This window comes from Photorhabdus sp. RM96S, from assembly GCF_042879335.1.
Lineage (GTDB): Bacteria > Pseudomonadota > Gammaproteobacteria > Enterobacterales > Enterobacteriaceae > Photorhabdus > Photorhabdus kayaii.
This window is the reverse complement of the sequence record NZ_JBHFKT010000027.1, coordinates 1-13,563: the sequence shown is the minus strand read 5'-3', so window position 1 is coordinate 13,563 and position 13,563 is coordinate 1. Positions and strand designations below refer to the sequence as shown.

Genomic DNA, 13,563 nt, shown 5'->3' with positions numbered 1-13,563 from the left:
AGTTTTAATGTGCATCAAAGGTTTTCCTCTGATTTTGTAATCGGTAAGCTAACATCCATTTGGTAATTATATAAAAAGGATTTACTATGTCCGCACCCCTCACATGGCACGACGTAATCGGTAACGAGAAAAAACAGCCCTATTTTCTCGACACGCTGGCCTATGTCGCAAAAGAACGTCAGGCAGGTAAAACTATTTATCCGCCACAACAGGATGTATTTAATGCATTCCGCTACACCGAATTGGCTGATATTAAGGTGGTGATACTTGGGCAAGACCCTTACCACGGCCCCAATCAGGCACATGGCCTCTCTTTTTCTGTACAACCGGGTATTCCTGCGCCACCTTCTCTGGTTAATATGTACAAAGAGCTGGCATCCGATATACCTGACTTCCAGCATCCAAATCACGGTTGCCTAGTCAGTTGGGCTAAACAAGGGGTGTTACTACTCAATACCGTACTCACCGTAGAACGTGGTAATGCACACTCCCACGCGAATCTGGGGTGGGAAACGTTCACTGATAAAGTCATTGCCGCTATCAATGAGCACCGTTCAGGTGTCGTTTTTCTGCTTTGGGGCTCCCACGCTCAGAAAAAGGGCTACTTTATTGATGCTAATAAACACCATGTTCTCAAAGCACCTCATCCATCTCCACTATCTGCTCACAGAGGGTTCTTTGGCTGCAAACACTTTTCAAAAGCCAATGCATTGCTAGAAAAACAAGGCATCGAGCCAATCAACTGGACACCTGAGTTGCCACAATAAAAAAATGCCGCCCCTGTTGGAGCGGCATTGATACTTATTACTGAACTAAAATGACTACTGAGCTAGAATTACTTTGATACAGCTACCATTGCCGGGCGTAACAAACGGCCATTTAAGGTATACCCTTTCTGCATGACCATCATGACATGATTTGGTTCATGCTGATCGGATTCCATCATGGTCATAGCCTGATGAATTTCAGGATTAAAAGGAACATTTGTGTCGCCAACAACTTCAATACCAAATTTACCCACAGCCCCAAGGAAAGACTTCAACGTCAGCTCGATGCCTTCAACCATAGGTGCTATTTCGGTATTAGTACGATCTGCCACCTCCAAAGCGCGCTCAAGATTATCAATCACTGGTAGCAGTTCATTGGCAAATCTTTCTAACGCAAACTTATGGGCTTTTTCCACATCTTGCTCAGTACGACGACGGATATTTTCAACTTCAGCCTTAGCACGCAAAATGGCATCACGTTCACGTTGTTGCGCCTGCTTGAGCTGTTCTTCCAGCTCTGCGACACGCGGATCAACAACGCTTTCTGTCTCTGATGCTTCTGCTTTATCCGCACTATTTTGCTGTTCAGATACAACTTCCATATCTTCCGAGACTTGCTCGTCAGGCATTTTTTGTTCTTTACTACTCATGAATATCTCCGCGTATTTGGCATTAATCTCGCTACTTAGCCTATTATGGGGATCTAAACTGGGGATTCAAGGGAACCCGCCGTATTGTGAGGATAAAACCTCTTGCTAGAAGGCAATTACAACGATGAATAAAAAATTCAAATGCATAGGTATTGTTGGTCATCCTCGCCACCCAGAAGCACTTGCTACTCATGAGATGCTTTATCATTGGTTAAAATCCAAAGGTTATTCTGTCATTATTGATCGTCAGGTTGCCAAAGACATTGGTTTAAAAGATGCACAAACTGGCGGTCTGACCGAAATTGGCAAACAAGCTGATTTAGCTGTCGTTGTTGGTGGTGACGGCAATATGTTGGGCGCTGCCCGGGTCCTTTCCCGTTATGACATTAAAGTCATTGGTATTAACAGAGGCAATCTAGGTTTTCTGACCGACTTAGATCCTGATAATGCTTTGCAACAACTTTCTGAAGTATTGGATGGCGAATATCGGAACGAACACCGTTTCCTACTAGAAGCTCAAGTCAGAAGAAACGGCCAGAAACCTCGTATCAGTACCGCTATCAACGAAGTCGTACTCCATCCGGGGAAAGTGGCACATATGATTGAATTCGAAGTCTATATTGATGAACGTTTTGCCTTTTCCCAACGTTCTGACGGACTAATTATCGCAACGCCAACGGGTTCCACAGCTTACTCGCTTTCCGCAGGCGGGCCAATTCTGACACCAAATCTGGATGCTATCGTCCTGGTACCGATGTTCCCACATACATTGTCTTCCCGACCATTGGTTATCAGTAGTGAAAGCAGCATCAGGCTGAAATTTTCCCAAAATAGCAACGATTATGAAGTCAGTTGCGATAGCCAAATAGTTCTACCTATACAGGATGGAGAGGATGTAGTTATTAGCCGCAGCAAACAGAAGCTCAATCTCATTCATCCTCAAGACTATAATTACTTCAACACATTAAGTACAAAACTAAGCTGGTCTAAAAAAATGTTCTAAAAAATTAGGTCTCACTACTTTACTGTATAAAAAACCAGTTTATACTGTATGAAGATACAGAGGTGTTTTTATACACAGGAGAAGTGTGATGCTCACCCAGTTAACCATTAGCAATTTTGCCATTGTTCGTGAGCTTGAAATTGACTTCCAGCCAGGCATGACAGCCATCACAGGTGAAACCGGCGCGGGTAAATCCATCGCAATTGATGCATTAGGTTTATGTCTGGGTAATCGTGGTGAGGCCAATATGGTGCGTAGCGGGGCTTCTCGTGCTGATATTTGTGCCCGGTTTTCTCTTTCTGATACGCCTTCTGCTCGCCAATGGCTAGAAGCACACCAACTTGATGACAGTAATGAATGCTTACTACGCCGTACAATAACGTCAGATGGTCGTTCCAGAGGCTTTATCAATGGCACTGCCGTACCGATTTCCCAATTACGCGAATTGGGTACCCACCTTATTCAAATTCACGGTCAGCACGCCCATCAATTACTATTAAATAACGGCCACCAAAAACGCCTGCTTGATACTTACGCTAATCAATTCAATCTGCAAAATGAAATGAAACAGGCATATCAGCAATGGCACCAAAGTTGTCAGGATCTGGCTCGATTCCAACAACAGGCGCTTGCACGTCAATCTCGTCAACAGTTACTGGAGTATCACTTAAAAGAGCTCAATGAGCTGGCACCACAATCAGGTGAATATCAAGAACAAGATAATGAATATAAACGGCTAGCAAACCGTGGTCAGCTACTATCTGTCAGCCAAACCGCACTCCAGTTACTTAGTGATAACGATGAACAAAATATTACCAGTCTGCTGAACTACGCCAAACACGAACTGGCAGAACTCATTACTATGGATGATAAATTCAGTCAATTACTCACCATGTTAGAAGAAGCATCCATTCAAATTAATGAAGTCAGCGATGAACTCCGCCATTACGGTGATCAACTGGATATGGACCCAAATCGTCTTTTTGAGCTGGAACAAAAAATTTCACAACAAATTAGAGTGGCCCGCAAACACCACGTTGCACCGGAAGAACTTCCTTCACTACATCAACAATTATTAGAAGAACAGCAATTACTGGCGCAGCAAGAAGATGACTGCACCCACCTTAGCGAGCAGGTCAATAAACACCATAAGCTGGCATTGGAAGTTGCAGAAAGATTGCATCTGGTTCGTCAACAATATGCTAAAGAACTCAGTGAACTCATTACTCACAGTATGCATCAACTCGCCATGCCTCATGGTCGCTTTACCATTGATGTCTCTTTTGCACCTGAACATCTGAATGCTGATGGTTCAGATAAAGTTGAATTTAACGTCACCACTAACCCCGGTCAGCCACACCAATCTCTCGCAAAAGTTGCTTCAGGTGGTGAACTTTCCCGTATTGCGCTGGCAATTCAGGTTATAACGGCTAAGAAAATGGAAACGTCCGCCTTGATTTTCGATGAAGTGGATGTCGGTATCAGCGGCCCAACAGCTGCAATTGTCGGCCGTCTGTTACGTGAATTAGGCGAATCTACACAGGTTATGTGCGTCACCCACCTACCTCAAGTAGCCGGTTGTGGTCACCAACATTTTTATGTCAGTAAACAGACTGACGGTGAAGAAACTGAAACTCAAATGCAACTGCTGGATAAAAAAGCCAGATTACAAGAGCTGGCGCGGCTTCTCGCGGGCAGTGAAGTAACAAAAAATACCCTGGCAAACGCTAAAGAGCTGCTAGCAGCGTAATTTGATACAACTTTTGCGTATATTTAAGGTCATAGCTAAAGCTTGTATACCCTATGGATTTCAAGATGCATCGCGACGGGGTGAGTGAGCGTAGCCAACAAAGAGGCAACTTGAAAGATAACGGGTATAAAGGTTTTCAATTTCGTCAAGGTCTATTATTATCAACCCCCTGACTCCTAAAGGAATGTAATTACCATGCACTGTAAAATGTTGACTGCCGCTGCTATATCATTCGTTATGCTGACTGCGGGTTGCTCTACGTTGGAACGGGCTGTTTATCGCCCTGACATTAATCAGGGGAACTACCTAACACCGACTAGTGTATCAAAAATCCACAAGGGAATGACCCAGCAACAGGTAGCTTACACATTAGGAACCCCCATGTTACAAGACCCGTTTGGGACTCAAACGTGGTTTTATGTATTCCGTCAGCAACCTGGGCACGAAAAAGTAACTCAGCAAACTCTGACCCTGACATTTAACAGTAATGGTGTACTGACTGACATTAAAAACGAAAATTCACTTACCGAAGATCTTCAATAACCGAAGAAATATAGACAGTCCGTCAAAAAAATAGATAACTGACTGTCTATAGTAATTATTGAGCATTATTTTTAGCCCGCTCAGCACGCTTACGACGCATTTCTTTTGGATCAGCCAATAGTGGGCGGTAAATTTCCACCCTATCACCCTCTTCCAAAATATCCGTCAACTTGACAGGACGGCTATAAATTCCGACTTTATTCTTTTGCAAATCAATATCATTACGCAAAGTCAGTAAACCTGATGCAACTATTGCCTGCTCAACAGTTGAGCCTTGAGCCAATTTCACCGTACGCAGATATTGGCGATCAGGCAATGCATAAACAACTTCGATATTGATATCAGACACGATAAACCTCGCGTGCACGCAGAGTAAAAGCCTGCACCATACTTCCAGCCAGCTCCTTAAAAATCTTACCGAAAGCCAATTCAATCAGCTTATTAGTGAATTCAAAATCAAGGTGCAACTCAACTTTACAGGCATCTTCACTCAATGGTATGAACTGCCAGCCTCCCATCAACTTACGAAAAGGCCCGTCGACCAGTTGCATATTAATGCTTTGGTTATCGGCCAGAATATTCCGGGTAACAAAAGTCTTACTTATACCCGCTTTCGAAACATCGACTGATGCAGTCATTTCGTTACTGCTAACACTCAGCACCCGACTGCCGACACACCCCGGCAAAAAATCCGGGTAAGAATCGATATCATTGACCAATTTATACATTTGTTCCACGCTATACGGTACTAACGCAGAGCGACTAATCTGTGGCATATAATTTCCTGTAAGGCTTAATTGTAGCAAATAATATCACCTATACGTGATCAAAGAAAAAACTGTCAGCGTATAATGCAATAAACACGCATTAATCAGCAAATATGCGCGGGAAAAGATTTCTTTCACCAAAGCATTCAGTATAATGCATACACTATGACAAAGAAAAAAGCACACAAACCCGGTTCGGCAACCATTGCCATGAATAGACGAGCTCGTCACGAATACTTCATTGAAGAAGAATTTGAAGCGGGTCTCTCGTTACAAGGATGGGAAGTCAAATCACTGCGCGCTGGTAAAGCTAATATCAGCGACAGTTACGTTTTGCTCAAAGATGGCGACGCTTATCTTTTTGGTGCCACCATCACTCCGTTAAATGTAGCTTCTTCCCATGTCGTCTGTGATCCAATGCGTTCACGCAAACTCTTACTTAATCAACGCGAACTTGATTCGTTATATGGTCGAGTCAATCGTGAAGGTTATACCGTTGTTGCCTTATCTCTTTATTGGAAAAATGCTTGGTGCAAAGTCAAAATTGGCGTAGCGAAAGGCAAAAAGGCACACGACAAACGTTCGGACATCAAAGAACGTGAATGGAAATTAGACAAAGCGCGTATTATGAAGAATGCTGGGCGATAAATTCTGGCATTATGGTTTAGTATTCTGATATACTTGCGTTTAAGACACTTGGGGCTGATTCTGGATTCGACGGGATTCGCGAAACCCAAGGTGCATGCCGAGGGGCGGTTGGCCTCGTAAAAAGCCGCAAAAAAATAGTCGCAAACGACGAAAAATACGCACTAGCAGCTTAATAACCTGCGCAGAGCCCTCTCTCCCTAGCCTCCGCTCTTAGGACGGGGATCAAGAGAGGTCAAACCCAAAAGAGATCGCGTGGATGCCTTGCCTGGGGTTGAAGCGTTAAATCTAATCAGGCTAGTTTGTTAGTGGCGTGTCTATCCGCAGCTGGCAAGCGAATGTAAAGATTAGACTAAGCATGTAGTACCAAGGATGTAGGAATTTCGGACGCGGGTTCAACTCCCGCCAGCTCCACCAATTTAGTAAGGACGGTGACAGGACAACAGCTTTAAAAACAGTAAGTTAGCAAAGTTGATTGGACACTGACCGGACAACGAAGGGACACAAAAGGATACGCAAAGGAGCCGCGGAGCTTTTGGAAAAACCAACCACAATTAGGTTGGTTTTTTTATGTCTATAGCATAGTAACTACCTCTATTTTATAATGCATAGTGCAAAATAAAATGCCTCACCAGATCTCTGCCTCATAGGGCATTATTCATAAATCCAGCACTTGATACCGTCAGTTTTTGCGGTCATTTTATTTACTAATGTCACCCTACCGGCGAAATGGCTATACTATGATGTGTCAATAAATAGTTTATATTTGTGGAGTAATTTTGAAACGTATACCGCCAGAATTGTTTAAGTCTGAAATGAAACGAAAAGGCTGGACGCGCCGCGAACTGGCTATACGGTGGGGCAAATCAGAAACATGGATCAGCAAAATAGTGAATAATATAGAACGGGATCAACACTGGAATGACGCCCTCAATGGACTGCCTGAAAACGAAAAGCCCAGATAAACTATAGGTCACATTTTTATTGCATAAAAGTGACCTATAGTTCATAATTCGACATTGAGAGACTATTTTCACTGACGCAGAGCTACCGGGCTGGCACCCGATAACCCTGCTTACCACAACTAACTATACGAGGTAGTTAATTATGGCTAAACGCGATAATAAAACAATTCAGCGAATTTCCCAAGCTGAACGTTTTGGCAAGGTAGCTAAAAACGGCATTTCTTTAAAAGGAAAATGGTTACAGGAGGCGGGATTTACCTTCGGAATGCCACTAAAAATCCGGGTGATGCCGGACTGTATTGTTATTACCACCCAGAACACCCAGGAACTCTGGCAATGCCTGGAAGGACTGAGTATTGAGCCATTTAACCCCAATGCTGCTATTGACTGGATTAAGTATTATCCTGGTGGGTTGATGATTATCTAATAGATTAAAGCATAAATGGACTACACCTTTAAATGTTGGATGGTTATCCAACATTTAAAGGGCGATTCAGTCAGAGTAGTGCAAAAAAGCCATTTTTGATTAGACTTATCTAACTATTGGGGGTCGGTTCAATTGGCCCTGATTCCATTATTCTAAGGGTTTTTCGGGCCAGTTAATATCTGACGCTGAATTAACATCAACACGGTTCAATAATACTCTATATTTTTTTAACTCTGCTAACAGCGATTTTTCCTCATCACTCGACATCCCCAAATCTACAGCATCTTGTAACGGAGCGATCTGTTTACTTACAGTGAACATAAGTTGCTGTTTCTTATGTTCTGCTTGTTGCTGCTGTTCCCGTCTAAGCTTTATTTTATCACTTTCTGATATTATCCACTTTTCACTATCCCATTTGTGATAAACAGACGGTGCTTGCTTTGTAAGAATTGGATAACCCTCTTTACCTCTGACGATAGCAAAGCCGCGTGATTGACCGTCAAGCAATTCATTGTGTTTTTCTACTGTTATTTCAACACACTCTTCATGAGCTTCATTATAAAAAGCACATTCTTTTCTGGAAAAATAGACCATTTATACCCCCCAAAATAATATATGTACAACTTTGCCTGGGTTCTCATTATTGTTGGGAGTACCTACTTGATATTCAAATGTCGATAATGTTGCATTACGTACTAATGTGTGACCAGTTGATGTATTTATACTCGACATGCTTGCAGTATAACCAAAAAACTTATTTTTAAAAGAAATTGGATAATTTACTTTTATCCATGATTGCTGACCTGATGCAACCTTAACCCATTGAATAATAATCCCCGTATCTCCACATTGCCACCAGCCATTTTCGGATTTTATGGCTGCATTTTGTAATGCAAGAGTACCACTTCTCTCAGGTATTAATATATTGTAACGCCGCTGATTCCTGGTATCGTTAGAATAGATATGCAACAATTTCCCTTCTGAACCGTTAATCCCCAATACATACCCATCTTTCGATTTGAAACGCAATTCAGGAAATGGCGTTTTACTATCAATCAGTAAACTGCCAATTGTTGCGGTTTTATCGCTAGAAATGCGCAAGAAAGTATTATCGCTCTCAGATTTAGCATAACTTCCCACATCCCCAGCATTCAAACTAATATCCCCGGCCAACAGCTTCCCGTTAATTTTCCGGCTATTCGGCACCGCCCCTTTAGCCAACTCCATCGTTTCCGATAAACCGATATTTTTTACAAATTCAGTTTTATTGAAGATGTCAGCGCCATTTTGATTTTTAGCGAGCTTATTATTGGCATTATCATTCACATCAGAAACAAGTTTCTGAGTTGCTGCAAGGGTATTACTGTTACCTGTCTTGTCTGTAAGTTGGGTGATGCCTTTTTCTGTGAGTGTGGCGTCAGGAATAAAATCTTGAGTTGCAATCTCTCCCAGTCCCAAATTATTACGCGCTGTCGCTTTGTTATTAATATCAGATAAGTTATTAGCTTTCTGTAGAAATAACCCATTAGGATCTGCTAGTAGATTTTTCCAACCGGAAACTGATGTACTATCCGGATCTGTATTGTTATCTTCTACCCCATTCCACCAAATTTTACTTCCATCAAAACTGGCAACAATGGCTCCTTTAGGATAACCATCAATGGCAGCACTAAAGTCAGCATTATACGAATACAAGCCACCAGACATTGAATAACGTATTGCGGTAGTAATATCATTCAATATCCCGTTCATATCCTTGCCAGATGGAGGAATTCCACCAGCAGATATTGCTGTCATCGTTAACGGGGGAAAACCGCTCAGATACGTAGCTACGCCTTTTGCCAAGCTGCTTTCAGTTGATTTTGTTGCAATCTCGTTATAGTCTCCGGCGCTCGCAAACGGAACAGCAATAAGATTAGGTTTTTCAGTTGATTTCATTTGTTGGTATCCTTTGAACGATTGCGACACTGACACCAACCGGGTAAGGCAGTGCTCCCGATGTTTGAACAATTGCTAATTCTGCTGTTGATAGCTGAAATTCAAATACATAACTCATCTTCATATTTCCATCATCAGTGATATATGCACGTCCACTATCGCTAAACATATAAACAAGCATTCTGTTGATGTTTGGTATAGTACAGTCAGATATATTTGACATGGCTTTCATCATAATTAGCTTTCGGTACATCTGATCTGATAGCTCAATAGTTTTTGTTTTTGACTCCCCGGAATAAAATGGTGCTTGGTCAAATGGATTTGGATCTGTCGTTGTCGGAACATTCAGTAAAGCTTCACCAAAACCTATATATTTTACATTTTCATTAACAGTAAGCCGCCTGCTGACATTCACTATTTTTCCCCACACATCCAGTCCGTAAGTATTTGCTGTGTCAATGTTCCAAATCAGATCGTAAAATGTATTAATAAATTCAGCAGAGGAAACAGCGGCATTGAAGCTTCGAATAAGTGAGTTGAGTTTTGGACTAGCGGCATACTGAGCAAGAATAGTTGCTCCCACATTTTCCATTTATGAACCTACTAATTTCACAGAAATATTATCAACGTCAAGCGTTGGGATTTCATCAATACCAAAACTAATTGATGTTGAATAAGTAATACCGTCACGGCTAAGCGTAATATTGTAAATATCAACACTCGATGTATCTATGTTATAAACGCCTGAATAATATCTACCAGCAAATAATGTAGATGCTATTCTTGCTCGCGTTCCACCGTCTTCTCCGTTAAATGCTTGCGCTATAGCTGACTTAACCTGTGTTTCAATATCAGCAGGAAGGTAATCGCTATTCGCAAGTGAGACGTCAACATAGACACGAATGGGCGCGGGTATCACATATTTAATTTCATATTCGGGGTAAGGCTGAACATAGTTTTCATCATCCACAATTGTGTGAGTTGTATTTCCGTTCGTAGGAATACCTGGAGGCTTTTTCTTCCAGATTACTCTAGCGACATCCTCAGTCTTTCCCCCATACACAGCACTATAAATAGAGTTTGGCACCATTCTGTATTTTGATACCCCGACCGTTTTTACTACCGATGTATCATTTGAAATAACGTATGCGTCTGCCACGCCATTTACTTCTAATACTGCGGCATAAATGGCATGTAATGAGTTTGTCGCATTTTTAGCAACAGATTGTTTACGACGATACTCAAAATTAGCGCGGGTTTCCTCATCTATGCCAGGTACGCCAGCACTCGCATTACTGATACCTGACCAACCGGGCACCGAGCTATAAATCGTGTTCAAGTCATCAATTTGGCATGCTAACGGCCCTGATGTTGAGTTTTGGAAAACAACATCAACAGAGCCGCTGCCCGGGATCTTAACCTCTGTTAGTGAATGATAAAGATACCCTTTTTTATCTTGAGCAATACTACCAATTGGAATAACTGTATTAACTAACCCAGTGCATGTTGCTGTTACCGTTGTTCCCGATGCTGGAATTCGATCTAAAAAATAAATTCGTCCGATAGCATCTTGAAAACGTCCGGTTGCATAATCCGGATTAATTTGATTGACGATAGCAAGTAACTGATCGTTCTTGTCAGCAATGATAGCCGCATCACTCATGGCTATTTGACCTTGCGGTGTTGTTAAGCTCGTACTCATTGCACCACCCATTGCTGTAGCCAAATCATTTAGCCGCCCATTTAAAATATCAACCTCGTCGGGCACAGTTAGACCCGTCTTTGTAAAGGTTACACCTGGAACACTTGTTGTCAGTACTACAGAGTTAGTCATCAGAAATTTACCACCGTTGATTGATTGTTCATGTCCGTTATTGTCATCATGCCCGCAATAGTTCTCTCCTTTCCATTTATAACTTTACAAGTGGCAGACTGAACATAAGGTAACTTCATTGCTTCTTGTTGCATTTTGCTGTTGATTAGCTGAGTTCCCGGCCAATATCCCAAAATTCGCTGGTAATAAGGAATACCCAATGCTGTGTCATACCAGCACTCACCCAGATATGTACTACAGGCACAAGCGACATCCTGCGCTACAGAATAGGGATTATCAGTAATGGCGATATTTCCAGAATCATCTAACGTTAAATCCCATGACTCGGTATCAAGAAGAAATGAACGAGTTTGCATTTTCGATTCCTATGGAAATAAAAAAACCGCAATTAAGCGGTGTAGATATGAAAAAACCCGCACTGTAGGCAGGTTTATTGATGACTACTCAAAAAATTTTAAGCAGCTTGGTGATGATTCTTACGCTTTCCCTGAAGCTCAACTTTTGGCTTATGCTCAAACATTTTTGGGGCAGCTTTTATCAACAAGTCAATAGCCCCACCCACAGCAGTATACACCTGCTGCGTATCAAATTTTTTGATATCTTTAATGGCTGCTTTCTGCTTTGACATAATGACTCCTAAGAGATTTTCTCTCCAAGAGCTTTGAGCTCATAAGGGGTGTTCACATTTATCACCAAACATATTATTAATGATAACACTAAAATTACAGTTTTTTATTTCTTCAGGAATATAATTTTTAAATAAAAAAACAAACCATATAACACCAGTTTTATTGACACATTCTAATATTAGAAAATCGTCATGCTCTTTTATCATCAATGAGTCAAATCTGACATATTTATCTCCGTTGAACAACCCCATATCAAAACCATATTTTTTATTTTCATACGTAATATCAATAGGTATTTTAATGTCTGGAAACTTTATAAAGTTTTCATTAATTAAAAATTTAGCGCCTTTGATTTTTTTAGTATCGCATATTCAAGCATAACAACCCTAGCCTACTTATTGGTAAAGAAAAATAATTTTATAGTATGATCTTAATTAAATTAAATAAGTCAGTTAAAACAAACACTAAAGCGTATATTATTTCTACTCAAAATACCAGCAGCTAAAAAATCATTAAAGTCCATACTTAACTTCAACAGATTTTCAACAATACAACAAAAAATTATACGAAAAGAGAACTTATTACCTATTCTTGAACAATAATTAGTAGCTAGGATAAATTATTTTACTCTACATAATCCCCTGATGAGGTACCAACCATGAAAAAGCTATCAATTTGTTTTTTAGTATTGAGCATTACCGCTTTCTCGCCTAACTTCGCGTCGGCAAATTTATGTTATTACAATGAGAAATCTCTGAGTAAATGCGCTAAGACATGTACGCCAGTAATGATTATTAGCCTTTTCTTTTGGACAATTTGCCTTTAAATCAATTGATAATAATATATTTAATAACAAAGTGACAAGGATAGTTTTGTTCTTGTCGCTTTCATTGTACGGTTCTATTTATTTTATATTTTTTAAACCGTCAATCACTTTAAATAAATTCAATCAAAATTAAGTGGAATGCTTAATCGGCAAGCTCATAAGTTGAAATCACCAGAAATCTTAGATAAAAAATACCAGTAAATAATTTATTATATCATCTCAAAATTATATAATTTAAGAGACACAATTTTCAAAAATCCTTATTAATGGCTGATAGTTACATTGATAAGCAGAAATATTAGCTTCAATCCACTGTTTAGCATCTATAGATTCAAAAGAGATTTTATATCCACAGTTTATAACAATATATTCAAATAATAGTCGCTGTGTTCGCCCATTTCCTTCTCTAAAAGGATGAATCACATTTAATTCTGCATAATATTCAGCAAGTTTTCTAATAAGTTTCTGATAGTTTAATCCTACAAGATAATGTTCATTCTCTAGCATATCAAATATCCTATTCCCTTCTATCTCAATACATTTAGCATGACAGAAGCGGGTATCCCCTTTAGATTTATCAATTATCCTTAGCTGACCAGCCCAATCATATATACCTGTCATCTTTCAAGTTGCCACTTTGTTGGCTGCACTCACTCACCCCGGTCACATAGTTATCTATGCTCCCGGGGATTCGCTCCCTTGCCGCCGCAGGGTGAGATCTCACATTTTTAATAAGGTTATTTTGGTTAAATAAAAATCAGAATATGACTTTTTATAGGCATTTCTCTCATTAAAACGTTAAGATCTCTCTCTTCCATA

Annotated in this window: 17 protein-coding genes and 1 other RNA gene; 8 read left to right on the top strand and 10 right to left on the bottom strand. The window is 40.5% G+C overall.

The window, feature by feature from the left end; translation table 11 throughout:
- Positions 1-86 precede the first annotated feature (86 nt).
- The gene (ung, locus tag ACGF49_RS16305; protein ID WP_113044325.1) at positions 87-767 is read left to right on the top strand and encodes a uracil-DNA glycosylase; all 681 of its coding nucleotides are present in this window, start codon (positions 87-89) and stop codon (positions 765-767) included.
- 68 nt (positions 768-835) lie between these two features.
- Here ung and grpE read toward each other — a convergent pair whose 3' ends face one another.
- The gene (grpE, locus tag ACGF49_RS16300; protein WP_011147556.1) at positions 836-1,417 is read right to left on the bottom strand and encodes a nucleotide exchange factor GrpE; all 582 of its coding nucleotides are present in this window, start codon (positions 1,415-1,417) and stop codon (positions 836-838) included.
- A gap of 124 nt (positions 1,418-1,541) precedes the next feature.
- On the opposite strand from grpE, the gene nadK reads away from it, so the two are divergent.
- The 3 genes from nadK to bamE all read left to right on the top strand — a co-directional run bounded on the left by nadK (position 1,542) and on the right by bamE (position 4,713).
- The gene (gene nadK / locus ACGF49_RS16295) at positions 1,542-2,420 is read left to right on the top strand and encodes an NAD(+) kinase (protein WP_113044324.1); all 879 of its coding nucleotides are present in this window, start codon (positions 1,542-1,544) and stop codon (positions 2,418-2,420) included.
- A gap of 88 nt (positions 2,421-2,508) precedes the next feature.
- Positions 2,509-4,170 carry a DNA repair protein RecN gene (gene recN, locus ACGF49_RS16290; protein WP_113044323.1) on the top strand — a complete coding sequence of 554 codons (1,662 nt, stop codon included), beginning with the start codon at positions 2,509-2,511 and terminating at the stop codon, positions 4,168-4,170.
- A gap of 195 nt (positions 4,171-4,365) precedes the next feature.
- The gene (bamE, locus tag ACGF49_RS16285; RefSeq protein ID WP_387491878.1) at positions 4,366-4,713 is read left to right on the top strand and encodes an outer membrane protein assembly factor BamE; all 348 of its coding nucleotides are present in this window, start codon (positions 4,366-4,368) and stop codon (positions 4,711-4,713) included.
- 55 nt (positions 4,714-4,768) lie between these two features.
- On the opposite strand, the gene ACGF49_RS16280 is transcribed toward bamE, so the two are convergent.
- Both ACGF49_RS16280 and ACGF49_RS16275 read right to left on the bottom strand, forming a co-directional pair.
- Positions 4,769-5,062: an RnfH family protein gene (locus ACGF49_RS16280; RefSeq protein ID WP_112872052.1), complete on the bottom strand. Its 294-nt coding sequence runs from the start codon at positions 5,060-5,062 to the stop codon at positions 4,769-4,771.
- A complete protein-coding gene (locus ACGF49_RS16275) occupies positions 5,055-5,489 on the bottom strand; it encodes a type II toxin-antitoxin system RatA family toxin (protein WP_112872053.1) in 435 nt (144 codons plus the stop codon). Before ACGF49_RS16275 ends, ACGF49_RS16280 begins: the two co-directional genes overlap by 8 nt.
- A 156-nt stretch (positions 5,490-5,645) precedes the next feature.
- Between ACGF49_RS16275 and smpB the strand changes: the two genes are divergently transcribed.
- From smpB to ACGF49_RS16255, 4 genes are all read left to right on the top strand, one after another.
- Positions 5,646-6,128: an SsrA-binding protein SmpB gene (gene smpB / locus ACGF49_RS16270; RefSeq protein WP_015833415.1), complete on the top strand. Its 483-nt coding sequence runs from the start codon at positions 5,646-5,648 to the stop codon at positions 6,126-6,128.
- A 50-nt stretch (positions 6,129-6,178) separates the two neighbouring features.
- Positions 6,179-6,542: a transfer-messenger RNA gene (ssrA, locus tag ACGF49_RS16265) on the top strand.
- Between the two features lie 362 nt (positions 6,543-6,904).
- The gene (locus ACGF49_RS16260; RefSeq protein ID WP_046395821.1) at positions 6,905-7,090 is read left to right on the top strand and encodes a helix-turn-helix transcriptional regulator; all 186 of its coding nucleotides are present in this window, start codon (positions 6,905-6,907) and stop codon (positions 7,088-7,090) included.
- Between the two features lie 142 nt (positions 7,091-7,232).
- A complete protein-coding gene (locus ACGF49_RS16255) occupies positions 7,233-7,517 on the top strand; it encodes a SymE family type I addiction module toxin (protein WP_113041409.1) in 285 nt (94 codons plus the stop codon).
- 147 nt (positions 7,518-7,664) lie between these two features.
- On the opposite strand, the gene ACGF49_RS16250 is transcribed toward ACGF49_RS16255, so the two are convergent.
- From ACGF49_RS16250 to ACGF49_RS16220, 7 genes are all read right to left on the bottom strand, one after another.
- Positions 7,665-8,111, bottom strand: coding sequence for a tail fiber assembly protein (locus ACGF49_RS16250; protein ID WP_113041410.1), 447 nt, complete (start codon positions 8,109-8,111; stop codon positions 7,665-7,667).
- Positions 8,112-9,455: a phage tail protein gene (locus ACGF49_RS16245; protein WP_387491872.1), complete on the bottom strand. Its 1,344-nt coding sequence runs from the start codon at positions 9,453-9,455 to the stop codon at positions 8,112-8,114.
- Positions 9,442-10,047 carry a DUF2612 domain-containing protein gene (locus ACGF49_RS16240; protein ID WP_036770749.1) on the bottom strand — a complete coding sequence of 202 codons (606 nt, stop codon included), beginning with the start codon at positions 10,045-10,047 and terminating at the stop codon, positions 9,442-9,444. Before ACGF49_RS16240 ends, ACGF49_RS16245 begins: the two co-directional genes overlap by 14 nt.
- The gene (locus tag ACGF49_RS16235; RefSeq protein WP_387491869.1) at positions 10,048-11,289 is read right to left on the bottom strand and encodes a baseplate J/gp47 family protein; all 1,242 of its coding nucleotides are present in this window, start codon (positions 11,287-11,289) and stop codon (positions 10,048-10,050) included.
- Positions 11,289-11,645 (bottom strand): hypothetical protein, encoded by a 357-nt coding sequence (locus ACGF49_RS16230; protein WP_046973718.1) that lies wholly within the window; start codon positions 11,643-11,645, stop codon positions 11,289-11,291. The genes ACGF49_RS16235 and ACGF49_RS16230 overlap by 1 nt, the downstream gene beginning before the upstream one ends.
- A gap of 98 nt (positions 11,646-11,743) precedes the next feature.
- The gene (locus ACGF49_RS16225) at positions 11,744-11,917 is read right to left on the bottom strand and encodes a hypothetical protein (RefSeq protein WP_158536502.1); all 174 of its coding nucleotides are present in this window, start codon (positions 11,915-11,917) and stop codon (positions 11,744-11,746) included.
- 1,061 nt (positions 11,918-12,978) lie between these two features.
- A complete protein-coding gene (locus tag ACGF49_RS16220) occupies positions 12,979-13,365 on the bottom strand; it encodes a Fic family protein (RefSeq protein WP_205068533.1) in 387 nt (128 codons plus the stop codon).
- Positions 13,366-13,563: the final 198 nt, after the last annotated feature.